22 protein-coding genes are annotated in these 25,479 nt (G+C 46.9%); 13 read left to right on the forward strand and 9 right to left on the reverse strand.

What is annotated here, in order from left to right:
* Positions 1-3: 3 nt before the first annotated feature.
* Positions 4-792 carry an OBAP family protein gene (locus CA267_RS14730; RefSeq protein ID WP_075610117.1) on the reverse strand — a complete coding sequence of 263 codons (789 nt, stop codon included), beginning with the start codon at positions 790-792 and terminating at the stop codon, positions 4-6.
* 136 nt (positions 793-928) lie between these two features.
* Positions 929-1,705 (reverse strand): DUF481 domain-containing protein, encoded by a 777-nt coding sequence (locus CA267_RS14735; RefSeq protein ID WP_075610118.1) that lies wholly within the window; start codon positions 1,703-1,705, stop codon positions 929-931.
* 539 nt (positions 1,706-2,244) lie between these two features.
* Here CA267_RS14735 and CA267_RS14740 point away from each other — a divergent pair.
* A complete protein-coding gene (locus CA267_RS14740) occupies positions 2,245-3,444 on the forward strand; it encodes a hypothetical protein (protein ID WP_075610119.1) in 1,200 nt (399 codons plus the stop codon).
* Positions 3,445-3,499: 55 nt separating this feature from the next.
* A complete protein-coding gene (locus CA267_RS19160) occupies positions 3,500-3,634 on the forward strand; it encodes a hypothetical protein (protein WP_269748472.1) in 135 nt (44 codons plus the stop codon).
* A 340-nt stretch (positions 3,635-3,974) separates the two neighbouring features.
* Here the strand turns inward: CA267_RS19160 and CA267_RS14745 are convergent, their stop codons facing one another.
* The 3 genes from CA267_RS14745 to CA267_RS14755 form a co-directional block, all read right to left on the reverse strand.
* A complete protein-coding gene (locus CA267_RS14745) occupies positions 3,975-4,985 on the reverse strand; it encodes a pectinesterase family protein (RefSeq protein ID WP_075610120.1) in 1,011 nt (336 codons plus the stop codon).
* A gap of 72 nt (positions 4,986-5,057) precedes the next feature.
* Positions 5,058-7,784: a TonB-dependent receptor gene (locus CA267_RS14750; protein WP_075610121.1), complete on the reverse strand. Its 2,727-nt coding sequence runs from the start codon at positions 7,782-7,784 to the stop codon at positions 5,058-5,060.
* 535 nt (positions 7,785-8,319) lie between these two features.
* The gene (locus CA267_RS14755; protein WP_075610122.1) at positions 8,320-9,945 is read right to left on the reverse strand and encodes an NAD(P)/FAD-dependent oxidoreductase; all 1,626 of its coding nucleotides are present in this window, start codon (positions 9,943-9,945) and stop codon (positions 8,320-8,322) included.
* 239 nt (positions 9,946-10,184) lie between these two features.
* Here CA267_RS14755 and fdxA point away from each other — a divergent pair, with 239 nt between their 5' ends.
* Entirely contained in the window at positions 10,185-10,508 is a 324-nt protein-coding gene (gene fdxA, locus CA267_RS14760; protein ID WP_075610123.1) for a ferredoxin FdxA, read from the forward strand.
* A 32-nt stretch (positions 10,509-10,540) separates the two neighbouring features.
* Here the strand turns inward: fdxA and rlmE are convergent, their stop codons facing one another.
* Positions 10,541-11,161, reverse strand: a complete 621-nt coding sequence (gene rlmE, locus CA267_RS14765; RefSeq protein WP_075610124.1) for a 23S rRNA (uridine(2552)-2'-O)-methyltransferase RlmE — start codon at positions 11,159-11,161, stop codon at positions 10,541-10,543.
* 224 nt (positions 11,162-11,385) lie between these two features.
* Between rlmE and CA267_RS14770 the strand changes: the two genes are divergently transcribed.
* The 3 genes from CA267_RS14770 to CA267_RS14780 all read left to right on the forward strand — a co-directional run bounded on the left by CA267_RS14770 (position 11,386) and on the right by CA267_RS14780 (position 14,108).
* Positions 11,386-12,129 carry a TrmH family RNA methyltransferase gene (locus CA267_RS14770; protein WP_075610125.1) on the forward strand — a complete coding sequence of 248 codons (744 nt, stop codon included), beginning with the start codon at positions 11,386-11,388 and terminating at the stop codon, positions 12,127-12,129.
* A gap of 70 nt (positions 12,130-12,199) precedes the next feature.
* Positions 12,200-13,204, forward strand: coding sequence for a ribosome biogenesis GTPase YlqF (gene ylqF, locus CA267_RS14775; protein ID WP_075610126.1), 1,005 nt, complete (start codon positions 12,200-12,202; stop codon positions 13,202-13,204).
* Positions 13,205-13,481: 277 nt separating this feature from the next.
* On the forward strand, positions 13,482-14,108 hold the full coding sequence (locus CA267_RS14780; RefSeq protein ID WP_075610127.1) for a trimeric intracellular cation channel family protein: 627 nt from the start codon (positions 13,482-13,484) through the stop codon (positions 14,106-14,108).
* 111 nt (positions 14,109-14,219) lie between these two features.
* Here the strand turns inward: CA267_RS14780 and CA267_RS14785 are convergent, their stop codons facing one another.
* Together CA267_RS14785 and CA267_RS14790 are read right to left on the reverse strand one after the other, a co-directional pair.
* Positions 14,220-15,161 (reverse strand): collagen-binding domain-containing protein, encoded by a 942-nt coding sequence (locus CA267_RS14785; protein WP_075610128.1) that lies wholly within the window; start codon positions 15,159-15,161, stop codon positions 14,220-14,222.
* A gap of 335 nt (positions 15,162-15,496) precedes the next feature.
* Complete coding sequence (locus tag CA267_RS14790) at positions 15,497-17,101, reverse strand: ABC-F family ATPase (protein WP_075610129.1); 1,605 nt, start codon at positions 17,099-17,101, stop codon at positions 15,497-15,499.
* Positions 17,102-17,423: 322 nt separating this feature from the next.
* On the opposite strand from CA267_RS14790, the gene CA267_RS14795 reads away from it, so the two are divergent.
* The 7 genes from CA267_RS14795 (at position 17,424) to upp (ending at position 24,144) form a co-directional block, all read left to right on the forward strand.
* The gene (locus CA267_RS14795; RefSeq protein WP_075610130.1) at positions 17,424-18,791 is read left to right on the forward strand and encodes a DEAD/DEAH box helicase; all 1,368 of its coding nucleotides are present in this window, start codon (positions 17,424-17,426) and stop codon (positions 18,789-18,791) included.
* A gap of 193 nt (positions 18,792-18,984) precedes the next feature.
* Complete coding sequence (minC, locus tag CA267_RS14800; protein WP_075610131.1) at positions 18,985-19,710, forward strand: septum site-determining protein MinC; 726 nt, start codon at positions 18,985-18,987, stop codon at positions 19,708-19,710.
* Positions 19,711-19,741: 31 nt separating this feature from the next.
* A complete protein-coding gene (minD, locus tag CA267_RS14805) occupies positions 19,742-20,551 on the forward strand; it encodes a septum site-determining protein MinD (RefSeq protein WP_075610132.1) in 810 nt (269 codons plus the stop codon).
* The gene (gene minE, locus CA267_RS14810; protein WP_075610133.1) at positions 20,551-20,802 is read left to right on the forward strand and encodes a cell division topological specificity factor MinE; all 252 of its coding nucleotides are present in this window, start codon (positions 20,551-20,553) and stop codon (positions 20,800-20,802) included. Before minD ends, minE begins: the two co-directional genes overlap by 1 nt.
* Before the next feature lie 285 nt (positions 20,803-21,087).
* Positions 21,088-22,095 (forward strand): zinc-dependent alcohol dehydrogenase family protein, encoded by a 1,008-nt coding sequence (locus CA267_RS14815; protein WP_083638554.1) that lies wholly within the window; start codon positions 21,088-21,090, stop codon positions 22,093-22,095.
* A 564-nt stretch (positions 22,096-22,659) separates the two neighbouring features.
* Complete coding sequence (locus tag CA267_RS14820) at positions 22,660-23,424, forward strand: class I SAM-dependent methyltransferase (protein WP_170669073.1); 765 nt, start codon at positions 22,660-22,662, stop codon at positions 23,422-23,424.
* Between the two features lie 90 nt (positions 23,425-23,514).
* Positions 23,515-24,144 carry a uracil phosphoribosyltransferase gene (upp, locus tag CA267_RS14825; protein ID WP_075610135.1) on the forward strand — a complete coding sequence of 210 codons (630 nt, stop codon included), beginning with the start codon at positions 23,515-23,517 and terminating at the stop codon, positions 24,142-24,144.
* 98 nt (positions 24,145-24,242) lie between these two features.
* On the opposite strand, the gene CA267_RS14830 is transcribed toward upp, so the two are convergent.
* Entirely contained in the window at positions 24,243-25,295 is a 1,053-nt protein-coding gene (locus CA267_RS14830) for an NAD(P)-dependent alcohol dehydrogenase (protein WP_075610136.1), read from the reverse strand.
* Between the last annotated feature and the right edge of the window lie 184 nt (positions 25,296-25,479).

Raw genomic sequence — 25,479 nt, forward strand, 5'->3', positions numbered from 1 at the left:
TCATTACTCCCCTTTTGATTTTGCTGCCTCTGCCTCTTGTACGCCCGGTATATCCTGCGTAGGTCGTGGAAACTTGCCTGAAAGTTCGTCTACACCGTACTGAGGTTTGGCGCGGTCAACGAATTCGGCTCGCTCCCGGCGCTTCTCGCCAGTGTTCAGATTCATGCGCGCGTCCCGGCTTTCCAACAATTCCGGCTGCGCTTCACCATCCCGGTTGAATGACCATGCCAGCATAGGCTTGCCGAGCGGAAGTGTGGTACCCGTTTCATCCCGGGTGTCCCAAAGATGCCAGGTCTTTCCATAGCTGTTCATCTTTCTTCGCATCAACTCTTCTTCGGCGACATCAGGAATCCCTGGGGCAATTAGCTGACCAGAAAGAATTTCATAATTATGCGGATGCCAATATTGACGCTCCTCCACAGGCAAAGTACTAAAGAGTCGCTCAGATATGATGTATTCCACGCCATTAAGATTGGCATCAGCCGCATTGCCGTCAAATAATGCACACTGCGCAAAATCTTCGTTTACCTGCCGGCAAAAGTGATGCGCCTCCATCTGGTGGTCTGGATCGGCTTTCATCGGGTGAAATCCTACCAGATAGACATCCATTCCAGTTAATGGTGCATTGTTTTGTAATACAGCGGCCCCAATTTCCAGCGCGTCAGTAACCGTGCTTTCATCTTGCCCAGGTGGCGTGATCTGCGGCTTGGAGTCGGTGCAGGCAGATAACGTAAATAGCATGATGACAGGCGCAAGTACATTGTTAAGCGGACTGCTTATCTTGTTCAACATAGGGGCTCCGGCGTGATTATGTGGCAGAGGCGGGCAGCGAAAGCATCGCTGGCTTTATTTAAAGTTTGGCACAAATGAAGCGCCTTGCAACAATCTTACTGAATCATCCGGTAAAATACTGAAGCGGTTTATCAGGTCAAAAACTGTACGTCATCCTGACACCGTACTCTATATCTGTTTCTTCAACGTTAGTGAAAGGGGAGGAATCATGATCAACCTCGGCTTCGACGTTCAGCGACAATGTTTGGGTGATTTTGAACTCAATCCCGGAAATGACTATCGCCCGAAAGTTCTTGATATCGTCAACCGCTGGCTGATAGTAAAGCGTAAGGTAGGCATCAAAAGGAAATTGTGTACGACGTCCGTACAGGAACTTCGCGTAAAAATTGGCTCTGGTTGTACTGACCTCGGCGTTATTACTGAGCGATTCTTCCACTTCATAGAAGGCGCCGAGCCCCAATAAAGTGTTGATTTCTGACGATTCTGACTGCCTGTTGTAACGCCAGCGCACACCGCCACCGGCGAGCTTGCGACTGGAAAGATCGGCTATATCATCATACTCGTACTGAATAAAGAGCTCGGAATCAACGTTCGGACGGAAAAAGTCATTTCTAATCCAGCGCAGATGGCTGTAAAAATCATCTTCATCTTTAAGATCATTGGTTTCTGAATAGTTATAGTCCGTAATAAATATAAACGAATTTGCTAGGTGCCCATAGCGAATAATACTGCTTAAACTGTATTCCCTTTCTTCTTTGTTCCCAGACTGCCCGTTTAGACTGATCCCAACATTGCCGCTAAATCCTTCTTCGGCAACGTTGGATTGATCCACCGGTACAATCGCATTCGCAACGTTGCTTACCAGCAGGTAACAAGAAAATAGAATAAAGAGTAGGGTGGATCTTACTGGCAAACTGAATTCCTCAACATTTACAACGTGTCTGTTTCGCACCTATAACGATACAAGTCTTACAATCACGAGTAAACCTGAACCTGCCGTCTTATAAGCTGATGGAAGGCTCCTTCGATCGCTGATTCCACGAATAGCTTAAATAGCAAAACATACAATTTTCATCATGTGATATAGCTTCGGTAAATGAGAAAGCCTTAAGCAATCAATGCATCTTAACAAACGGCGGGGAGCGGCTAAGGGAAAAGCGCTATTCATCAACCCGTAAATATTTATCACTATCGCAAGAAGAAACATTCCACACTGTAAATGTTACGAAGCACGTAGTAAGTGTTGCAGGAACATTTGCTGAATTTGTGTGCGCTTTTAATGCCTCTCTTCCTAAATTTTGTCCCACAGCGCCCGTGTGAAAAGTCATCAACTATAATCTATACGTTCGGTGAGAGCTGGCCTGATTATTGCGCTTAGAGGTTGCTAATCATCGAACACTTCAATAGCTAAGTTATTAGTGACACACACTTTATTTAATCGAGGATTTCATTATGGAAAGAGAAACACTTGGAACAACCGCGACAGCAGCGGCGACTTTTAACGAGGGGCATCGCGTAAGTTGGGGCGCCATCTTTGCCGGTGTTACCTTAATGGTCGCACTAAGTTGGCTACTATTATTGCTTGGCTCGGCTATCGGAGTGGGAATTGCGGATGCGACAGATTTATCGGCAATGGGCGATGGTCTTGGCATAGGATCTATCATTTGGATACTGATAAGCACTATTGTTGCTACCTTCGCGGGAGGATTACTGGCAGCTAAAATAGCGGGGATACTTGATGATCGTATCGGTGCGCTACATGGCCTTACCGTGTGGTCAGTCGGCACGTTGTTAATGGTTGTACTGGGGGCTTCTGGTATCGGTGGTGCAATGAACTCAATCGGAAACGCTTTAGGCACCGTTAATAAGGCGAGCGCATCTGTTGCCAGCACCGGCTCTGGTGAACAGAGTCTGATCCCCGATTCAGTAAAAACCAGCATTGCTGCAATCATAAAACGTCAAGCATCAAGCGTAATTAGTGAGACAAGTAGCGGAGAAAATGGCCCCAGCCAAGGTGAAGTACAGTCAGCAATTGACTCGCTAAATGCAGAAGACGCAGGCGCTATTTCAAGTGCACTTATTTCCGGAGACACTGAAAAGGCACGTAACGAGCTAACACAACGCACCGAACTTAGTGATGATGAAATCAATTCGATTATTGAAGGTGCTAAAGAGCAAGCCGACAGCTGGAGCGAAAGTGATGATGCCCAGCAAGCGCAGAACTGGTTGAGTCAGCAGGTAGAAGATGTTCAGCGTTCGGTTAGCCAGTCGGTAAGCAATATGGCTGGCGGTGAAGTGTCCTCGCAAGAAGTCAGTCAAACATTAGAAGAGCTGGATTCAGAAACCATGATTTCAGCAGGGCAGTATCTGATAATGGGCGAACCTGACAGAGCTAAAGATGTGTTGGCTGTTAATACTAACCTGTCTGAAAGTGAAGTCGAAGCCATTGTCGACGGTGCAGAAAAAGAAGCCAAGGAACTAATTTCTAAAGCTAAGGCTGAGCTGAACGAAGCCTCTGAAACTGTAGGTACTTATACTCAAGCCATTCTGTGGTCAGCGTTTATTGCCGCTGCGTTAGGCATGGTGGCTGGACTAGTAGGCGGGCATATGGGTGCTGGCGCTGTACGTCGTGTGTATCCAGCTCGTAGATAGCATAATGCTGAAATCATAGTGGACATATTGAACTAAATAATTGCGAGGAAAAAATATGAGAATGGGTCTATTAGGTTTAGTGATACTGCTGCTAATTGCGGGCGCTTTGGTACAGAACGTCTTTATAGGCGGTATCGGCGGACTGGTTTTACTAGTAGTGCTGATACTCTTTTTGACGGGAAGACTTTGAAGCCCAACAGTTTCTGAGAACTTCCGCAACCACTAGTAGCCAAATAGAATTGCAAGGCTGAAAGTGTAAAAAGAAGCAATGATAGTGGCATTCTCAATTCGCCGGGAATGTCACTATTACATCGACTTGTCCCGTTACAAATACGTCACCGTTCCTGTGCAGACAGCACTTCGAAAAGTAGCTAGCGCAACTGCTCATCGTGACCCGATTTTGTAAGCGTTTGGCGTCATCACTCACCACGGTTTACCCGCCAACGGCGTCATTATTCGACCGCGAAAGTTATCTCCCCAAAGGCTACAATTCAGATTCTTAGCCTACATTTTATTCATCGCACGCTTCATCAATGCACACGGTTTCCAGACCCGCTATCGGCAGAAGCATCCGCTGTAGGCAACGCAATGGCAGATGGCTGCCAACCTCTCAGCACATTCGAAAGGCTATATTTTTCTGCGTCTTCGGCAGCCAGCTGGTGGCTCCAGCTAACCCGGTTGTCTAATTTTGCGCCGGGGCCGCTGTTATTCATTTCTGCGTAAAATGCGGTTTTCTCCTTAGTCGCGTCACCCCAGTTGTTCCAGCCAGCAGGATGAACGTGCGAGCCTAATTCGCTGTTCACTATTACTGTGCGGGCGAATTGCCTCCATGGACGACCCAGATAAACACCTTTAACCTTATCGGGCGCAATAAATTTAGACCGATTGAAGACAAATCCAAATGGTTGCTCTTTTGGCGTAGAGGCTGCGGTGACATATGTGTTATCCATAAGAGAAACAACGTCGCATTGTTCAAAATACGCAGTGCCTTCACCAAAAATAAAATCGACAGAGCCTTCGATGCGACAATTTTCAAAGTAGCTACGATGGCCTTCTCCAACGACATACAGCGTATCCTGATATCCTCTTATGGTTACATTGGTGAAGGCGGCGCGGTCTGCTTCAACATGCAATGCAACAGCTTGCCCGACAGGGCCGGCGGTATTTTCAATCGTCAAATTGGAGGCGCTGAAATCGTTTCCTGCCACACGCATGGTGTAAGTATGAAAGGTACTGTTGCGTCCCAGATCAAGTTTTTTAAAATGATCGTCGTAAGAGATAATGGTTTTATTGCGGTTCTCACCTACCAGATGAACGCGAGTGTTCCACGCATAAATATCCACCTTTTCATGATAAACGCCGTTTTTTATAAAAATGGTGATATCTTCCCAGGGAAAGGCTTTGGTTGCCAAAATAGCTTGTTTAATGGTTCGGTAGTCGCCACTGCCGTCTTTTGCTACGGTCAGGTGCGTTTCGTAAGCCATGGCAGCAGGATGTATTACTGCAAATATGATCAAAAGAGCCATCATATATTTCAACATTCAATCCTCAAATCTCGTTCTATGAATATAAAATGAGGATGCGGCTGCATCCCCAGTTTACTTTTTAAAGGGTTAAAACGTGTACCGCGCCCCAACAAAGTATTGTGTGCCGGTGTGGCTGAATTCTCTTGTGAGATCCATATCTCCGTCGCCGGTGCCATAAATGCGTTCTATTTCATCGGTCAGGTTGATAATTTCAAACGAAAACGTCAGCTGCTCGCTAAAATTATAGAATGACGAGAAATCGACATGGGTCGGCCCAAATTTACGCTCCTGAGCATGTCCATTTCCACCTGGCTCGCTTAGCAGATAATCATCCCGCTTGTTAACTGATACACGTGCACCGTAATCCTCTTCTTCGTAATACAGCGTGAAGTTATAGGAGTTTGGAGAAAGTCCGGTAGAGTCTTCCGCGCTTACATGTGTATAATTCGCTACCACACCGAAGTTCGACAACCATCTATCGAAGAAAGTGAAAGGTTGCTGATACATGACTTCGTAGCCTTTTACTGAAAAGCCGTCATTGTTGTTCACTGGAATATTGTGAGTATAAGACTGTACCGCGGGGTCGCCCAGTGGAGCCGTTGCCTGATATTGCGGGTCGGCATAAATAACTGGCCAAAATTCTTCCTCTACCAGTTTCTCAACGATTTCTGTATCCAGTGAAGTGACAATTTCCTTATTAAAGATGTTCACAGCCAGCATGGCTTCTTCATCGAAATACCATTCCAGGCCCATATCCACATCATTCGATTCATAAGGGTTTAAGCCAGGGTTACCCAAATTACTCACCGTAAATGTGGTATAACCAAAAACCGGAGAGGCGATGTTCAGTGAGCCCAAGTTGGGACGGGTCATGCTTCTGGCGTATGAAAGACGGGCGATCACGTCGTCGGTGACTTCAAGCGCCAGGTTCATTGAAGGCAGGAAGTTGTTGTAATCCCGCTGAACAGATACCGGGCTGTCACCTACCAGAGCTTCTGAGGTGACTTCTGTATTGACATAACGTACGCCGAAATTTGTGCGCAGTAACATGTCAGCTATGTCTACATCACCGTTATACTCCAGATACAATGCAGTGGTTTTTTCACCTACCACCCAGCTTGATGCGGTATTGGGCGTATAATTGTGAGTCAAAATGCCGTCTTGTTCCAGCTTGTCAAAATCAGCGACAAGGAACGGAACCAGTGTCACATCCAGGCCGGAGCCAAAATCGGAGTAGGGGAACGGGCGGGAATACTGAGAAGGATCAAAGGCGGTAAAAACGCCATCACCTGTCTGATAATCAACTTCCCGATCGTTGAATGCCAGACCGGTTTTAATGTCATAACGATCGCCCAGGTACTGTAAATCGATTTTCGCTGTATAATTGGTTTTCTTCACCCGATCATTGCGATTAGAAGCATTGACCGCATCCACGTAGTTGTCAGGGTCAGTCATGTCGTAATCCCCGTAACTAACGTTTGCGCCATCACCATTGCTGTAGTCATAGGCGTAGTAGTGGGGAACACTGCGGTAGTAATAGCGAATTTCTTCCCGATCGGCGTCGTTCTTAGCAAATCCCGCCATGACATCCAGCAACAGTGTATCGCTAAGCTGAATATCGCCTGATAGTACATACTGATCGAAAGTGGAATCTGAAACCTGATAGCGGCTTTCGTACCAGGAGGTCACGTTATCGAACTCACCGGCTATTAGTATTTTTCCGGTCTCGTCTACCGTCATAGATAAAGGCGTTTGCCCCTGAAAATCACCGGGGGCGTCACGGTTTACCAACCACTCCATAGAGTTGTAGTTGCGACGATCGTTTTCCAGTTCCGAGTGCAACACATCCAGGGTGAACAGCATGTCATCGGAAGGTTTATATTGCAGTGATGTGGTGACACCTATTCGTTTCTGGTCATTGCCGAAAAAGTCGGCCCGGGGCAACCGCGGTACCCACAAGCAGGAAATAGCTTCTTCAGCACCACAGTAGTCGCTGGGCGTGCCGTTGATGGTGGTTAGCTGGGAAGTATCACCCCAGGTGCCATCGCCAATCTGATTCGTAGGTTGCCAGCGTACACTGCCGAAACCTTCCTGACGTACAGTGCGATCAGATATTGCGACTGAGAACAATGCGCCCAGCGTATCGTCGGCAAAAGTATTGCTGATCAAAAAAGCCATTCTGGGATCCACTTTTTCAGTTAAATCGTTGTATCCGGCTTTTGCTGATATTGTTGACAAAAACCCCGGGGAATCAAAGGGGCGGGCGGAGTACATGTCGACGGTACCGGCGATACCGCCTTCTTCAATAGAAGCTGTTTGCGTCTTTTGAATATCTATGCGATTAAACAGTTCAGAAGCAAAAACGTTGAAGTCAAAGGCCCGGCTGCTGTTAACTGTCACACCGCCTGAATCAAGGCCATCGCTGCCAGCGGGAACTTCCATGCCGTTTAATGTGGTTCGGGTAAAGCCTGGGCTAAATCCACGCAATGTTATATTGCGACCTTCTCCACCTTCGCGGGATATGGCGACACCGGGGACCCGTTGAATGGCTTCTGCCACGTTCAAATCGGGAAATTTCCCGATATCTTCCGCCATAATTGAGTCTCGTACGTTTGCGGCATCACGTTTTGCGTCTAACGCCTTCACCAACGAACCGCGAAACCCTTTCACATCAATGACTTCTATATCATCTTCACTTGCTGCTTCATCTGTACTTTCCTGCGCATAGACGTTTTGAGCACTAAGAGCCAAATACATTGCGGCAAAAACATGGGTGGCAATCACACTTTTGTTAAACATAATTCCTGACTTCATATCTGACTCCTCTATTCTATTTACGAGTTAAAATCAGCAGAACAACAATTAAATAAACTTACCTGCCGTAGCGAAAGACAGCCGTCTGTCAGTACACTCCAGCGTCATTTTGCCACCGGTGGCATATAAAGCAATCATTATTTTAACAATTTAGAAACTTTGTTTTAATATCCTTGATGTGGCTGAGGCGGTTCCCCTTAGTAGTGCTGGAAGTACGGGAGAGAAGGGGTGAGAAGGTCTTACAAGTTCACAATATGCGTTTGCTCTACCAAAGATACCGGTGGCATAAGGGTTTGGCTATGTTTGTGCCGTAGTTATAAGTCGCTAAAGAATATTAGTTTCGACATCACCGTGGATAATGGATGCAGTGGCATAGGCCAATCGATGCGACTGCTTAAGTATGATCTTGAGCTGCTCTTTATCGTTCCGCCCTGCAGAAAGCGGCATCCAAAATATCTTTGAGTGCAGTAACTCTGGCGTCGACGAGATCAGGAGCGAACATCAGCGCCCACCGCTGCACTTTTATAATTACTAATTACGGTTCCCAACTACCCACCATGGCCAAGGCTGCGGCTTCCGCCACACGTATACCATCAATGCCGGCTGACCAAATGCCGCCCGCATAGCCTGCGCCTTCTCCGGCGGGATACAAGCCTTCGACATTGACGCTTTGATAATCTACGCCGCGTTTAATACAAATGGGGGATGAAGTACGGGTTTCGACCCCGGTCAATAAACCATCGGCTTTGGCAAAGCCCTTAATTTGACGATCAAAGGCGGGAATGGCTTCGCGAATGGCCTCAGTGACATAATCAGGTACGACTTTGGCTAAGTCTGTAAGCGTGATGCCTGGGGTGTATGAAGGCTTAACGTCGCCAAGTTCAGCGCTGGATTTCCCAGCTAAAAAATCTCCAATTAACTGTGCGGGGGCATGGTAATTTTCGCCGCCTACACTAAAAGCCAGCGCTTCCAGACGGCGCTGCAATTCAATTCCCGCCAAAGGATGTCCCGGGAAATCCTGTTCAGGTGTGATGCCAACCACAATGGCGCTGTTAGCATTGCGTTCGTGACGGGAATACTGACTCATGCCATTGGTGACCACCCGCCCTGGCTCAGAGGCAGCAGCCACGACAGTGCCGCCAGGGCACATGCAAAAGCTATACACCGAGCGTCCGTTTGTGCAGTGATGCACCAGCTTGTAATCCGCTGCGCCTAAAATCGGGTTCCCAGCGTTTTCGCCGAATCGGCAGGCATCAATCATGCTTTGTTCGTGTTCAATTCGAAAGCCTATAGAAAAGGGCTTGGCTTCAATATAAACACCTTGCTCGTAAAGGGTGGCAAAGGTGTCGCGGGCACTGTGACCAACGGCAAAAATAACCTGTTTGCAACTTAAGTAATCCCCACCCGATAAATGAAGGCCTTTAATTTTATACCGGTGGTCTTCGCCTTCTAGATCCAGTTTTTCGACGCGGGTGCTAAAGCGAATTTCGCCGCCCAGTGCGATAATCTGCTCACGCATTTTTTCTACCATACTAACAAGCTTAAACGTCCCGATATGCGGTTTGCTGACATACATGATTTCTTCAGGCGCGCCTGCAGCAACGAATTCCTGTAAAACTTTACGGCCGTAATGCTTGCGATCCTTCACTTGACTATATAGTTTGCCGTCAGAAAATGTGCCTGCACCGCCTTCGCCAAATTGCACGTTCGATTCAGGATTTAACGGCTGCTTACGCCAGAAACCGAAGGTGTCTTTAGTACGTTCACGTACCGCTTTACCACGTTCCAGCACAATCGGCTTAAAACCCATCTGAGCCAAAATGAGGGCGGCAAACAATCCGCAGGGTCCTAGCCCCACAACCACCGGTCTGTGACTAAGATCAGCGGGAGCCTGAGCCACAAACTTGTACGTCATGTCTGGGGTTTCACGTACCTGTGGATCATGGGAAAACTGCTGCAACAGTGCTGCCTGATTTTTTACCTCAACGTCGAGGGTGTAAATGAGCTGAATATTTTTATTATTGCGTGCGTCATAACCTCGCTTGAACATATCAAATGACACCAGCTGACCGGGGCTAATATTGAGTTTGCTTAATATAGCCAGCTCAAGTGCCTGTTCATTATGATCCAGGGGGAGTTTAATATCGGTTAGACGCAACATAATTTACATACTCTTTAAACGCCGGGCAGCCTCTCTGCCAGGGGCGCCGTATTTTAAAACAGCGAGTACGTGATAGATAGCCCTGTTTAAAGAGCCGACGTGATTAATGGAGTTTAGCCGAGTAGAGGTATAAGCGAATAATTCATCACCGTTGGGCTATTCAACAGCATAAGAGACTTGTGTTTTATTCGGGCTTCTTTACACTTATTTGCCATACTGAATGACGAAACAGTTTCACGATGACCTTTGTAGTGACCGACAATTGTATTAAATGCAAATACACCGATTGTGTAGCCGTATGCCCGGTAGATGCTTTTTTTGAAGGTCCCAATTTTTTGGCAATTGATCCGGCCATCTGCATCGACTGCGCGCTGTGTGTGCCGGAATGTCCGGCAGAAGCAATTTTTCAGGATACTGAACTTCCATCCGAACAGGCCGCGTTTTTAGAAATTAACGCCCAATTGTCTCAGGAATGGCCGAATATCAGCGAGCCGAAAGCGCCGCCAGCAGATGCTGACGAATGGAATGGCGTGCCCGAAAAGCTCCCTCTACTTGAGCGCTAAACCTATTTCTCTTGCCTCAGTGCAAATTAGTTTTAGCCTTTAAAGCCTTTGCCTACCACATATACTTCCCGAGAACGGGGGCGAGATGCCGCTGGCTTGCGCACGAGGACTTTATCAAAAGATTTACGCACGTCTTTAACGTACTCTTCGTACCCCACACCCTGAAAGACTTTTGCACAAAAAGCGCCACCGGGTTTTAGTACATTGCGCGCCATATCCAGCGCTAACTCTACAAGATAAATAGAAGAATATTGATCGGTGGTATTCACTCCGCTCAAATTAGGCGCCATGTCAGACACCACCACATCAGCTTTATCATTATCCAGAGTGCTGAGAATTTGTTCGTATACCGCTTCTTCTGTAAAGTCGCCTTGAATAAAGGAAACGCCAATAATACTGTCCATCGCCAAAATATCGGAGGCAATAACGCGTCCTGCCTCACCCACTATCGGTGCCACAATCTGCGACCATCCACCTGGGGCAGAACCCAGATCCAGCACCACACTGCCGGGACGAAATAATTTATCCTTTTCATTTATTTCTATCAGCTTATAGCTGGCACGAGAACGATAGCCGTCTGCCTGCGCTTTTTTGACATAGGGATCATTGACGTGTTCGTCCATCCATTTCTTACTGGTTTTCGATCGAGCCATAAGTGAATCTGCTGTTAGAGTTACCAAAACGGCACTTATTGTAAGCGTGCAGGTTCGTTTTGCAAATTTCCCACGGCTTTTTGCCTGACTTAGACGGGGCGAAACGGTACACTTGGCCGAAAAAGCGTTGAGTAAACGCCTGACAAGGCTAATAGCCAACCCAACGACACCTATTTTAGAATTAAGCGTGCGCAGCATAATCAAAATAATAAAGGCAAGTTGATATGAAACTAGACGATGTAAAGAAGCTGCATCAAAAGAAGTACCGTTTACAATTTGGTTATTATCTGGTTGAAGGCGAGCATTTAATTCTTGAATTACAAAAGGTGGCACAAACCCGCCCAGGTCTGAACAACATTTCGTTGTATATAACTGAAGAATGCCGAGAATGGACAAGTCAGTTGGAGGCGGATTTTACGGTATCGGTCATTAACGACAAGCAGATGGCCCGCCTTAGTGACACCAAAACGCCGCAGGGAATTATTGCCTGTGTCCCCTTGCCACAATCACTCGATAAAAATACGACTGCCAGGCACGGCGAGCGTTGTGTTTATCTGCATGAAGTGCAAGATCCCGGCAATCTGGGTACTATCATAAGAAGCCTCGCCTGGTTTGGTAACTTTCGTTTATTACTGAGTCCGAATAGCGTGGATCCATTCAATTCTAAAGTAGTGCGATCAAGTATGGGTGCAATTTTCCATCTACCCATAGAATTGGATGTAGAACTAGATGATTTATCACAGCGCTTTAATAAATTCGCCTACCTCGATATGCAAGGCACAAACATTAATACGGCACAGTTTGCTGATTTCCAATGTTATCTGTTTGGGAACGAAGCGCGTGGTGTGCCGCTTGAAGCGCTATCGGCGTGTAATGCACAAGCGTTTACTATTTCCGGTAGCGGAATTATTGATTCACTCAATTTAGCCAGTGCAGTCAATATATGTGCGTATCAGTTATCGCTTTAGGTGGCAATATCTGCTAGCTGGTTAAAACTTTTACGGTAACAAACCTATTTACCATTTGAGGAAAAGCGACGTGGCTTTACAGTGGTTCCCGGGGCATATGCATAAAGCCCTAAAAGAAATAAAAGAGTCGCTTAGTCAGGTTGATATCCTGATTGAAGTGCTGGATGCGCGACTTCCGTACTCAAGTGAAAATCCTGAAATTGCGAAAATTCGTGGCGATAAGCCGTGCATTAAAATTCTGAATAAATTCGATTTGGCTGATCCGGATCTTACCGCGCAGTGGCAAGAGTATCTGGAACGTGAGCGTAGCGTAAAAACGATTACTACCTCCAGCGACGACCCCGCCGGTAGCAAGCAAATCATAAATCTTGTTCGCAGTGTTTGCGGTCACAAAGAAGCGCCGGGTAAGTCAGTTAAAGCAATGATCACGGGTATTCCTAACGTGGGCAAATCTACCCTTATCAATATTCTCGCGGAGCGTATTATCGCGAAAACGGGTAACGAGCCGGCAGTGACGAAAAGTCAGCAACGAATTAATCTGGGCGGCGGCATTGTGCTATTTGACACGCCCGGCGTTCTGTGGCCAAAACTGGAAAATCCCCATTCTATCTACCGGTTAGCTGCTTCAGGAGCCGTGAAGAATACGGCGATGGAATATGATGATGTGGGCTTTTTCGCTGCGGATTATCTGATTAAAGCCTATCCGGAATTAATGAAAGAACGTTATAAACTGGATGATTTACCCGATACTGAACTTGAATTTTTAGAGGCCGCGGCTAAGAAACGGGGTGCATTAATGGCGGGCGGGCGGATAAACCTGCATAAAATTTGCGAAGTGCTGCTTAACGAATTGCAGTCAGGGAAGCTGGGCAGAATTACGCTTGAGACGCCACAAATGATTACGCAGGAAAAAGTCGAGATGGCAGCAGCCGCCGCCAAAAAAGTCGCCGACAAAGCAAAGCGTAAGCAAAAGTTCAAAGATGGCTCATTAACGCCTGATAAAAAAGACAGAAAGGAAAAGCGCACCGAAAAGCGCGGGGCGCAGAGTAAAGAGATGAAGAAGCGCCCCAAGTAAAGAAACGACAGCAGTGGTTACTATTTTCAGTGCAGTGAGCGGTTGACGTAAGCAAAAGCTAAGCTTCCCCAAATGGCGCCAGCGTGCTGGCGCCATTTTTCTTTAACACTCATCAGGGCGGATTAGTATAAAAACCTTAGGAAGTGCTGCTTGTGGCGTCAACATGCAGTTTTTAATTCTAATTCTGATCTATCGCTTCCCGTGTAGCCATATAGAGTATTTCACATCACACCTTTAGTTGTTTTTTACCTGCAATTTTTCTTATAGGAGAAACACCTTGAGCGGCGAATGGTTTCACCTTCTTAACGTAATAGGCGTCGCTTTTTTTGCGGTTTCCGGCACGCTTCTGGCTCATAAAAAAGATGTCGACGGTTTAGGTATTGTCGTGCTCGCATCAGTGACGGCACTGGGCGGTGGCACCTTACGCGATATTCTCCTGAATCAACCGGTATTCTGGGTAGCGCATGCGGATTATCTCTATGCGACCTATGCAGCTGTTTTCGTAACGGTATTTCTTATTCGCGTCGTTTCCAAGTTTTCCGGCTACTACTTCCTCCTCGCCGACGCTTTTGGCTTAGGGTTGTACAATATCGTGGGTATCGAAAAGTCTCTTATCAACGATGCAGGTATGGTGGTAGCGATAACGCTGGGCACGATCACCTGTATATTTGGCGGACTAATACGTGATGTGATATGCAGTGAAATTCCTCTAGTGTTACGGGGCGGGCTGTACGCGACTGCCTGTATTGCTGGCGGATTAGTCTACGCTGCGCTTTTTCTACTCGATGTCTCTTACGGTTGGTGTATTATCGCTTCACTCGCGACCACAGTATTTTTGCGACTCGGTGCCATACGCTGGAACTGGGAACCTACCATTTTCAAACGAGGAAAAAAACTTGATTGACACTTGCGGGCTACCGGAGGGCAACAGGGTGTGCGGCTGGACAGTGTCAACATTAAGAGCTAGCAATAAAAAAGGCGCATAAAGATGCGCCCAGATTTGTAAAATGTTGTATCAGAGGCCGATGGTTTTTCGACGCCGAGCCACTAGCGCACCCATGGTCAGTATAAACATCATCAACACTGTGGGCTCCGCTACTTCAACATCAGTCTCATCTTGCCAGGGAATGTAGTAATGGCTTTGGCTGGTGTTTTTCCAGGTTAAGCCAGCTGCAAGTAGTTGACCGTCAATGTCGTTAGCTTGCCAGTTTACATTACTATTTGCTGCCAAAATGCTGCCTTTAAAGGTAGACACAGAATTAGCGATGGTGAGTTGGTCATCGCCAATAAAATTCCACAATACGTTGGCGTAAGTGCTGGCGGGCAGGTTCTGGTTCTTCGCCGCAAACGTAAAGTCGTCTTCCATTGTGTAATTTATTACCAGAAAGGTATCGTCGGTAAAGTTGTTAAACATTAGATTGGCATTTTGGCTGGTCAAAAAGGAGGCGTTTGTTGCATCCCAGTTCATCACGTTAAGCGTATCAGCTACCAGATCAATCTTTATTTGGTTCCAGTCAGAGTCGTGAACCGTTACGCCGGTATCTTCAAGATCTGCCAGCGCATCTGCTTTAGCTTGTATTGCGGATGCTACATCAACAGAATCCATCGTAGAATTTTTCAGCAAACTTCCGGCATTTTGGAAATACGCCGCGTTGGTGCCGCGGATTCGATAATCATTGTTCATCAAATCGATGCGTTGGTTGGAAAGGATGCTTCCGCCCACGTACAAGCCAGTGTGGCTGTCGCTGCCAACTGACATATTGCCGCCGTTTAGCGTGAGATCACCGCCAATATAGGCTCCACCATGAACGTGGACACCACTGCCCAGATCAGCATTGCCAGAAACAACAATACTATAGTCAGAAGCGCCCGCAAAAGGCGCACTTATAATGCCGGCCGTGGCTTGGCCAGCAAGCAAACTTCCCACAATTGCTATAACCGAACGTACTCTTTTCATACCTGTTTCTTCCTGGAAAAATGTTTAATCGCACTTCTCAACGTTGTTGTTGAGACAAGCTACACAACAAGCATTGAGCGGCATGGCGATTGGTTCTATAGGTTCACGCATCGAAGTAACTGGATTTCGTGGCCCTGAAGAGACCAACGCTAATTCTTTTTGATGAGGAAGAGGGCTTCCGCATCTTTTTTATTAGTTCAATTATTAATCATATCGGAAATGGAAAGCGATGCAATTTTACTAGGCAATACAATAAATTCCGGTAACGACGCATTACCGGAATTAAAGGGGTAAGTGACTAATCTAGCGTACTTATTTACAGCGGCTGTGAGCGGCTAGGCTACGCGCTGAGCTTCCTCGCGGCTGGCAAGATATTCGTTATAGGTACCGTCAAAGTTAATGACTTTTTTGTCTTTGATTTCAAGAATCCGCGTGGCAAGGGAAGAGACAAACTCTCTGTCGTGGCTCACAAAAATTAGGGTGCCGTCGAACTTCTTAAGGGCGTTATTCAGCGCTTCAATGGCTTCCATATCCATGTGGTTGGTAGGTTCGTCCATTATCAGCACATTTAAATCGGCCATCATTAGTTTGCCAAATAATAAACGATTTTTCTCTCCACCCGAGCAAACCTTCACTGACTTATTAAAGTCATCAGCGCTGAAAAGCAGACTGCCTAACATGCCTCTGACCATTAAATCGTTATGCTTAGGCGTGCGCCACTGCGACATCCAGTCGAACAATGTCATGTCGTTAGCGAAGTCAGCACTGCTATCTTGGGCACAATACCCAATAGCGGCGTTTTCAGACCATTTAACCATGCCATGCTGCGGCTGAAACTCGTTCATCAGGCAGCGGAGCAGGGTGGTTTTACCTACACCATTTTCGCCAATTACCGCGAGCTTAGCACCAGCTTCCAGAATTAAATTGGCGCCGGCAAATAGTATGTTGTCATCAAAACCATGACCTAAATCTTCTAAAATCAGCGCCTGACGGTGCAGCTTCTGGTGCTGCTTAAGTATAATTCTGGGCGTTCTGCGACTTGATGCCTTAACCTCGTCCAAGCTTATTTTTTCCATTCGGCGAGCGCGGGACGTCGCCTGTTTGGCTTTAGATGCGTTGGCTGAAAATCGGTTAACAAAGCTTTGTAACTCTTCAATTTCTGCGCTTTTTTTCGCGTTTTCGCTTAGCAGTTGTTCCTGAATCAGCGACGACGCGGCAACAAAGGCTTCGTAATTTCCGGGATAAATACGTAGTTCGCCATAATCAATATCCGCCATGTGGGTACAAACAGAATTTAAGAAATGGCGATCGTGAGAAATAATGATCATGGTGCACTTACGCTGATTCAGAATTTCTGCCAGCCAGTTAATGGTATAGATATCCAGGTTGTTAGTCGGTTCGTCCAGCAACAGAATGTCGGGATTGGCGAATAGTGCCTGCGCCAGCAGAACGCGCAGCTTCCAGCCCGGTGCAACTTGCGACATCGGGCCAAAATGATAGCGTTCAGCAATGCCCGCCTGCAGTAAAATTTCACTAGCGCGGTTTTCTGCAGTGTAACCGTCCATTTCAGCAAACTCGGTTTCCAGATCTGCCACCAACATGCCGTCTTCTTCACTCATTTCCGGTTTTGCGTAAATGGCGTCGCGTTGTTGTTTGACTTTCCACAGCGCCACATCGCCCATAATAACCGTATCAATAACTGAGAATTTTTCGAACGCGAATTGGTCCTGGCTTAAGGTGCCGAGCTTTTCCCCTGGCGTAATCGACACATTTCCTGATGTCGGTGTGAGTTCGCCGCTCAGAATTTTCATAAAGGTAGATTTGCCGCAACCATTTGCACCAATTAACCCATAACGATTGCCGTGTCCAAATTTTGCTGAAATGTTCTCAAAAAGAGGCTCAGCACCGAATTGCATGGTGATGTTTGCGGTAGATATCAAAATAGTATTCCAGAATATAAATGTCGTGGGTGTAAAGCGTACTTGCAGCAAAGATATTGATTGCGGCGCGCACTATAAAGAAATAGCGCGTTTAAGTCGAGGGCACATGGTTATAAATTATTCACAAGAATACGTCATCGCAAGATGCAACAGTATCAAAAGAACCAGGGAAGGGGGAGCTGTGGGGGCAAGGGAATGGCCGCGAAAGCAAAGGCTGGCTGGTGGGATAGCCCTAATATCTCGCATGGTAATTTAACGTAATTTCCTGTAAGCTACGCCGCCTGCCAGCTAGTGCTGGTTTCATCAACCAGTTGAGGTTTTCATGGCGTTTGCCAATTTGGGGTTATCTGCCCCTTTGCTCCAAGCAATTTCTGATAAAGGCTACGAAACGCCTTCGCCCATTCAACAACAAGCCATTCCTGCCATTTTAAGCGGCAGTGACGTTATGGCTGCGGCGCAAACGGGTACCGGCAAAACAGCAGGCTTTACGCTGCCGCTGCTGGAGTTGCTGCAAAAAGGCGAACGTCCCAAGCATAATCATATTAGAGCGCTTATTTTAACACCTACCCGCGAGCTTGCCGCACAGGTAGAAGAAAGCGTCAAAGATTATAGCAAGCATTTGTCGCTTAGCCATGCTGTTGTTTTTGGCGGTGTAGGTATCAATCCGCAAATGCAACGCCTGCGTAAAGGTATCGATATTTTAGTGGCAACGCCTGGGCGGCTGCTGGATTTATATCAGCAAAATGCGGTGAAATTTTCACAGCTTGAAGTGCTGGTGTTGGATGAAGCGGATCGTATGCTCGATATGGGCTTTATCCATGACATCAAGCGAATCATCAAGATGTTACCCACGCGCCGTCAGAATTTGTTGTTTTCCGCCACATTTTCAGATCCTATCCGCGAATTAGCAAATACGCTGGTAAATAATCCGCAAGAAATTTCGGTGTCACCGGCTAATTCCACAGTCGAAAAAGTGGAGCAGTGGCTGGTTCCTGTGGACAAATCACGCAAAACCGCCGCCTTAATTAAACTGATTAAACGTCAGAAATGGCAGCAAATTCTGGTGTTTAGTCGCACTAAACATGGAGCCAATCGGATTGCTAAAAAGCTGGAATCAGCGGGTATTGCTGCCGCTGCTATTCATGGCGATAAAAGCCAGGGCGCCAGAACCCGTGCATTAGCTGATTTTAAAAATGGTAAAGTCAGTGCGTTGGTGGCCACAGATATTGCTGCCAGAGGTATTGATATTGATCAGCTTCCGTTCGTGGTGAATCTGGATTTGCCGAACGTGCCTGCAGATTACGTTCACCGGATTGGCCGTACTGGCCGCGCGGGTGCAAGTGGTCAGGCAGTATCTTTTGTCAGTGAAGACGAACTGGATCAATTAAAAGATATTGAAAGACTGATAAAAACCGTTATTCGTCGGGAAACGCTCCCAGGCTTCGAACCTGAACTACCGCTTACTGAAACGGTGTTAGATACTCGTCCGGTGAAAGCAAACAGACCGAAAAAAGCGAAAGCCCATTCCACTGATGGAGCAGGCGCTAAGCCAAGAAACCCTCGTCAGGGAAAACCCGGCGGCAACCGTTCGCAGGGGCAGGGTAGCGGAAAACCCGGTGAAGCAGAGAAAAAGCGTCGATTTCGCTCCAACGGTGCCAACGGTAAACCTTCTTCAAACCATTCGAGTTAACCCGCTTTAAATACCGATTTTTGACAATTCTTGTTGGTTGTTGGTGTATTTTGTGTATTATTTGAGCAGTCGTTAATGGCTGCTCCGGGTTTCTGTTGCCGTTAGTACGTAATTTGATAGAGTTGCGACTTTAGATTTTTCTCCAACTACGCTGAGCGCCGGAACAGGAAGGCTTCAGCTTCAGGATACTCGAATGGCAGAGCCGTGCTTTCGTATGAAAGGCACAACGCTAACCAGCATTGTGTTAGACATACTCAAGTTTGAACCGGATGAATTTGATAGCCAGCTAGCGGCTAAAGTCGCCAGCGCCCCATTGTTTTTCACACGCTCATCACTCATTTTGCATTTTAATCAAGCTGTTACTCCCACCGAATTTGAGTTAATCGTCACCCAATGCCGCCGACATAAGTTGCAGCCGATGGCAGTGAAAGGGGCGACAGAAGGATTAAGAGAAACTATTAACGACCTGGGGTTGTCGGATATAAGCCAGAGTAAGGCGACAGATTCGGCTTTACAGGTAACCGAGCCCACGCCAGAAAAGGCAGATCCAGAAGAACCTGTCGCACCAGACGCAGAGCAGCAAACGGCGCAGACCGCTAAGGTGATTCACCGCCCGGTACGTTCAGGGCAGCAAATTTATGCTCAGGGTGGAGATCTCATTATACTGGCCTCGGTCAGTGAAGGCGCCGAGATACTTGCAGATGGTAACATCCATGTGTACGGCACCCTCAGAGGGCGCGCCCTTGCAGGTGTGAAAGGCGACACCCAGGCAAGAATATTTTGTCAGCATTTAGAAGCGGAACTGCTTTCTATTGCTGGACGTTTTGTGTTGCAGGACACAATTCAAACCCAATGCTGGAAACAATCAGCACAAGCATATTTAGAAGAAGACGCGCTAATGATAACATCGTTATCTTAGTAGTGAGACGTGTTCATCGAGGACAGTTTAGATGGCAAAAATAATTGTTGTAACCTCAGGGAAAGGCGGTGTCGGCAAAACGACATCTAGCGCTGCAATCGGTACAGGGTTAGCCCTGGCAGGTCATAAAACCGTAGTTGTGGATTTTGATGTAGGTTTGCGGAATCTGGATCTAATCATGGGCTGCGAACGCCGCGTGGTTTATGATTTCGTCAATGTTATCAATAAAGAAGCGAATCTGAATCAGGCGCTGATCAAAGACAAGCGAACGGACGGGCTATATATTCTGCCAGCCTCGCAAACTCGCGATAAAGATGCCCTGACCATGGAAGGCGTACAGACGGTACTCAACGACCTTAGCAAAGACTTCGATTTTATCATTTGCGATTCTCCTGCTGGTATTGAGCAAGGTGCGCAAATGGCGCTATATTTTGCCGATGAGGCAATTGTGGTTACTAACCCTGAAGTATCCTCAGTGCGGGATTCCGATCGCATTTTGGGAATTCTGCAAAGCAAGTCCATGCGTGCGCAGCAAGGTAAAAATATTAAAGAGCACCTGCTGTTAACGCGTTATAACCCTGATCGCGTTGCCACTGCAGAAATGTTAAGTGTGGCTGACGTTGAAGAAATTCTGGCGGTGCCATTGCTGGGCGTTATTCCGGAATCAGAAGCCGTATTGAAAGCGTCTAATCAAGGGTCGCCGGTTATTCTTGATCAGGAATCCAAAGCGGGTCAGGCTTATTCTGACGCAGTGAAAAGATTGTTGGGCGAGAAAGTCGAGCACCGTTTCTTAGAGGCGCAGAAGAAGGGTTTTCTTAAACGTTTGCTGGGAGGAAAGTAATGGGAATTTTTGACTATCTTTTAAAGAAGGGGAAGCCCAATTCTGCCTCTGTCGCGAAAGAACGCTTGCAGATTATTGTTGCGCACGAACGGCGTAAACGCAATGAACCCGATTATTTGCCTATGATGCAGCAGGAAATTCTCAGCGTTATTCGCAAATACGTGGAAATTGGGGATGATCAAGTGACAGTGCAGCTGGAAAACAGCGATGACTGCAGTGTGCTTGAATTAAATATTACACTGCCCGAGTAATTTCACCTACGTAACTAAAATGTAAGGCGCTACTGCACAGGTAGCGCCTTTTTCTTATCTCCTTCGGGCGCGGCCAGCCGGGCGCGGCCAGGCTTGTCAAAAGCTGAAAAATTCTCGCGCTGAGTCAGCGCACATCAACGCGGATTAGTATTATTCCCTTCAGACAAAAACCTTCTTTGGTCTACCCAATATTTTTAGTTTTTTGCAATTTTAATAAAACAAAGTAAACGTGAGAGCGGGTCGGTAGGTATATAACCTATGACTTGTTTGATACAGGAAAACGTTATGAAAGCAATGGTAATTGATGATTCTAAAAAAGGTCTGCAAGGGCTTAAATTAAACAATGTTGAAGAGGCCAGCGCGCCGCAGGCGGGAGAAATTACAGTACGCCTAAAAGCCAGTTCACTAAACTATCATGATTATGGCGTGGTCAGCGGCGGTGCGTCATCAGCACAGGGACGTATTCCTTTAGCCGATGGTGCGGGAGTTATTGAAGCGGTGGGAGAGGGTGTTAGCGAATTCAAACCTGGGGACGCGGTTGTATCCTGCTTTTTTCCTGACTGGCTAAAAGGAGCCCCTGAAGTTGCAGACTTCGCCCAAACACCGGGTGATGGTATAGACGGTTACGCTCGAGACATGGTAACGGTTCCCGCACGTTATTTTACCAAAGCGCCTGCAGGCTGGGCGCATACTGAAGCGGCAACAATCACCACTGCAGGACTGACTGCATGGCGTGCCCTGGTGGTAGAAAGCAAATTGAAAGCTGGAGATAAGGTGCTGCTGTTAGGCACTGGTGGTGTCTCTATTTACGCGCTAAAGATTGCCAAGGCCATGGGCGCGCAAGTGGCAATTACTTCATCATCTGATGCAAAACTAAAAAAAGCCAAAGCGCTTGGTGCCGATTTTACGGTAAATTATAAGCAGGATGAAGAATGGGGGCGCACAGTCAAAAAATGGGCTGGCAAGGGCGTTGACCTTGTTGTGGAAGTTGGCGGCCCCGGCACTTTAGCGCAGTCAATTGATGCCTGTCGGATAGGCGGAAATATTGTGCTGATTGGTGTGCTGACGGGGGTGGAAGGGAAAGTGCCCACCGCTACGCTTATGCAAAAGCAAATTACCCTTAGCGGCATTGTGGTAGGAAGCCGCCAGATGCAAAATGAGTTTGTGAGGGGCTTAGAAGGGCTTAAGATTACGCCGGAAATTGATAAGACGTTCCCCTTAGATGCATTGGCAGAAGCATTTAAATATGAAGAGTCGGGTGAACATTTTGGAAAGATTGCCATAGAAATTTAGCCCAACTCTCTGAAACGGGAGGATTTCCCTCCCGGTAGCTAAAAAAAGAATGTCACGGGCTGATGATTGCAGTTGTCGCGCATCACTTAAGATTGCTGGTAACTTAGCACCAGAATGACAATGCCTATACCAGGTATTTAAAAATCGGCAATAAAAATGTTATTGCTAGTGGTTTTAAAGTGGCAAAACCCTTCGCCAACTGAAGCTACCCGCCTACTAAAATGGTTGAACTATTCCAGTCTATCATCCGTAAGGATTACACCGCGGCAGGGAGCGCCTGAGCCGTGTATCTAACGCTATGGCTTTGGCTAAATCATTTACAAACCCTAGGTCGGGTTAAGCCGCACCGGCAATAACGATCTTTTTGCGCGTCGCATCGCTACGCTTTCCAGTCATAGCCGGCTATGACGTACGAAGCCCCGCCTTGCTATGCACAAAAATCTCGCCATCGAGCCAACACTAGATTAATAATAGTCGATAGGTGTATTTATCCGACGCCTATTAACACAAGTTGGGGTTAATAGGCTACTTCAATAGGGACATTTAATGCAACGTAGGAAGCTGGTGGGAATACAAAAAATTGTTCCTTCAACGACAGAGGAAACACGCCTAATTGAAAATTATATAAGGCGCAGAGTGAAGAATATAGAACCGCTCCAGATTCTGGAAGCGGGATGTGGACAGAAATGGCCGCTGCAGCTGTCTGAAGTAAGATTTACGTTAGCTGGTATCGATATTGATAAAGATGCGATTGCCCTGAGAAAAAGCAAGTATGATGATTTAGACGAAGTCATTATTGGGGATTTACGTACCGCTAAGCTTGAGCCTAATAAATTCGATGTTATTTATACTGCTTATGTTTTAGAACATATAGAGAATGTTCAAGCGGTGCTAGATAATTTTAGCCGCTGGCTTAAACCCGAAGGTATCATGATAATCAAGATTCCCGACAGAGACTCAGTGTACGGTTTTATCGCCCGCAGCACTCCGCATTGGTTCCACGTTTTTTACTATCGGTATGTCAAAGGCAATAAAAATGCGGGTAAGCCCGGGCATATGCCTTACCCGGTGGTATACGATGGCGACTTGTCACGAGAGAAAATACGGCAGTTTTGCGAGAACAACGGGCTGACAATTCTTGAAGAGCTAGGAAAAAATAACTACAGCAGACGTTTAACAATAGTGGACAGGTCTATTAAAGCCTTTGCTAAATCTTTAAGCACATTGTCTCTTGGGCGACTGGCGTGGCAACACAATGACCTCATTTACATCATTGAAAAAAACGCACAAGATTCTTCTGAGAAAAGTAAAGCTATACCTTTAACCTAGTAGCTTCTTAATCAAAAGCAGGAATAGCCCTTTACTAATTTTGTGCTGTCTCTATATTACTACCAAAGTAATACAGCAGGAGCAACGCCGATGGCAGTGCACGAGATAAAACATCCTCTTATCCAACACAAACTTGGGTTGATGCGCGATGGCGCAATCAGCAGCAAAGATTTCCGTGAATTGGCAGGAGAAGTGGCTAACCTATTAACATATGAAGCGACACGGGATTTGCCAACAGAACCTTCAACAGTGACAAGCTGGGCTGGCGATGAGGTAAAAGTGGCGCAGATAAAAGGCAAAAAAATAACTGTGGTGCCAATTTTACGTGCAGGATTGGGCATGCTTGATGGCGTATTGGAGTTGATCCCCAATGCCAAAATAAGCGTGGTGGGTTTATACCGTGATGAAGAAACTTTGCAGCCGGTAGCGTACTTTGACAAAGTTGTCGCCAATATTGATGAACGTACGGCGTTAATCATCGACCCAATGCTGGCCACCGGCGGTACCCTCATTGCGACAATTGATTTGCTGAAGCAAAAAGGGTGTAAACGAATCATGGGATTGTTTTTGGTCGCCGCACCCGAAGGCATTAAAGCTGTTACAGATGTGCATCCTGACATCGATATTTTTACAGCGTCGATAGATGATCACCTTAATGAACACGGCTATATTCTGCCGGGGTTAGGCGATGCCGGAGACAAAATTTTCGGCACACGCTAAACATTTTGCAACTGCCCCACTTTAAAAGACGAGCAGAATAGGCAGTTTGTCTTTTAAAGTGGGGGCAGAAAAGGGTGAACACTAAAAAACAGCAGGTTCTAGCTTGCGGTGGAAAGTGACGACATATCAATAACAAAACGGTAGTGCACATCCGCTTTTTCCAGCCGATCAAAAGCATCGTTAATATCTTGCATGGCAATCATTTCGCATTCCGGCAACACATTATGCTCTGCGCAAAAGTCCAGCATTTCCTGCGTTTCGGCAATGCCGCCTATCAGCGAGCCTCCCACCTGGCGTCTGCCCATTAGCATCGGCACCGTTGAAGGCTCTTGCAGCGGGCCCACCTGTCCGACAATAACCATCGAGCCGTCAATATCAAGTAAAGGCATGTAAGGCGTAACATCATGTTTAACAGGAATGGTGTTAATAATGACATCAAAGCTATTGCGCGCTTTTTCCATGGCATCATCATTGGTGGAAATAAGGTATTCGTCTGCTCCCAGCGCTCTGGCGTCTTCCTTCTTCTCGTCACTGCGCCCCAGCACAGTAACGCTTGCACCCATCGCTTTCGCTATTTTAAGCGCCATGTGACCTAAACCACCTAACCCTATAACGCCAACCCGAGAACCTGCTTTTACCCCCCAATGTTTTAACGGCGAATATGTAGTAATACCGGCACACAATAATGGTGCTACGCGAGACGTATCGAGACTGTCTGGCACTGAAAGTACAAACTCTTCACGCACTCGAATGTGCTTGGAATAACCGCCCTTGGTGCTTTCGCCGGTTATCCGGTCTGTGCCGCTATAGGTGCCGACCATGCCTTCACGACAGAATTGTTCTTCACCTTTGTGACACTGATCGCATTGTTGACAGGAATCTACCATGCAGCCCACCGCCACGATATCACCCACTTTATATTTGGTAACGTCGCTGCCAACGTCTGTCACCTTACCCACAATTTCGTGACCAGGGACGATGGGATAGGTGGTACCGCCCCAGTCATTTCTAACGGTGTGTAAGTCACTGTGGCACACGCCACAGTACTGAATATCAATGGCAACATCATTGCTGCGCAAATCGCGGCGTTCAAAAGAATAAGGCGCAAGTGCTGCGGTGGCGCTCTCAGCAGCATATCCAATCGTGTTCATTATGTTTCTCCGTGAAGTTGATGCGGAACGGTTGACGAACCGCAGAAAAATGTTTCAGGCTCAAGAGGAAATCTTTCGATGAAATGACCCATGTGTCCAACGCATTTAGTCGATCGGTATAGCAGACCGGACAGGCTTAAACGCCTCGTTTTTCCGGCGGCGGTTATTTTAGTGCCGCGCTATT

The sequence above is a fragment of the Alteromonas pelagimontana genome (genome assembly GCF_002499975.2).
Lineage (GTDB): Bacteria > Pseudomonadota > Gammaproteobacteria > Enterobacterales > Alteromonadaceae > Alteromonas > Alteromonas pelagimontana.

Excerpts from the sequence above, each read along its gene's own strand:
- CA267_RS14730 (WP_075610117.1), bottom strand. The coding sequence starts at position 792 with ATGTTGAACAAGATAAGCAGTCCGCTTAACAATGTACTTGCGCCTGTC.
- CA267_RS14740 (WP_075610119.1), top strand. The coding sequence starts at position 2,245 with ATGGAAAGAGAAACACTTGGAACAACCGCGACAGCAGCGGCGACTTTT.
- CA267_RS19160 (WP_269748472.1), top strand. The coding sequence starts at position 3,500 with ATGAGAATGGGTCTATTAGGTTTAGTGATACTGCTGCTAATTGCGGGC.
- CA267_RS14745 (WP_075610120.1), bottom strand. The coding sequence starts at position 4,985 with ATGTTGAAATATATGATGGCTCTTTTGATCATATTTGCAGTAATACAT.
- CA267_RS14750 (WP_075610121.1), bottom strand. The coding sequence starts at position 7,784 with ATGAAGTCAGGAATTATGTTTAACAAAAGTGTGATTGCCACCCATGTT.
- CA267_RS14755 (WP_075610122.1), bottom strand. The coding sequence starts at position 9,945 with ATGTTGCGTCTAACCGATATTAAACTCCCCCTGGATCATAATGAACAG.
- fdxA (WP_075610123.1), top strand. The coding sequence starts at position 10,185 with ATGACCTTTGTAGTGACCGACAATTGTATTAAATGCAAATACACCGAT.
- rlmE (WP_075610124.1), bottom strand. The coding sequence starts at position 11,161 with ATGGCTCGATCGAAAACCAGTAAGAAATGGATGGACGAACACGTCAAT.
- CA267_RS14770 (WP_075610125.1), top strand. The coding sequence starts at position 11,386 with ATGAAACTAGACGATGTAAAGAAGCTGCATCAAAAGAAGTACCGTTTA.
- CA267_RS14785 (WP_075610128.1), bottom strand. The coding sequence starts at position 15,161 with ATGAAAAGAGTACGTTCGGTTATAGCAATTGTGGGAAGTTTGCTTGCT.
- CA267_RS14795 (WP_075610130.1), top strand. The coding sequence starts at position 17,424 with ATGGCGTTTGCCAATTTGGGGTTATCTGCCCCTTTGCTCCAAGCAATT.
- minC (WP_075610131.1), top strand. The coding sequence starts at position 18,985 with ATGGCAGAGCCGTGCTTTCGTATGAAAGGCACAACGCTAACCAGCATT.
- minD (WP_075610132.1), top strand. The coding sequence starts at position 19,742 with ATGGCAAAAATAATTGTTGTAACCTCAGGGAAAGGCGGTGTCGGCAAA.
- minE (WP_075610133.1), top strand. The coding sequence starts at position 20,551 with ATGGGAATTTTTGACTATCTTTTAAAGAAGGGGAAGCCCAATTCTGCC.
- CA267_RS14815 (WP_083638554.1), top strand. The coding sequence starts at position 21,088 with ATGAAAGCAATGGTAATTGATGATTCTAAAAAAGGTCTGCAAGGGCTT.
- upp (WP_075610135.1), top strand. The coding sequence starts at position 23,515 with ATGGCAGTGCACGAGATAAAACATCCTCTTATCCAACACAAACTTGGG.
- CA267_RS14830 (WP_075610136.1), bottom strand. The coding sequence starts at position 25,295 with ATGAACACGATTGGATATGCTGCTGAGAGCGCCACCGCAGCACTTGCG.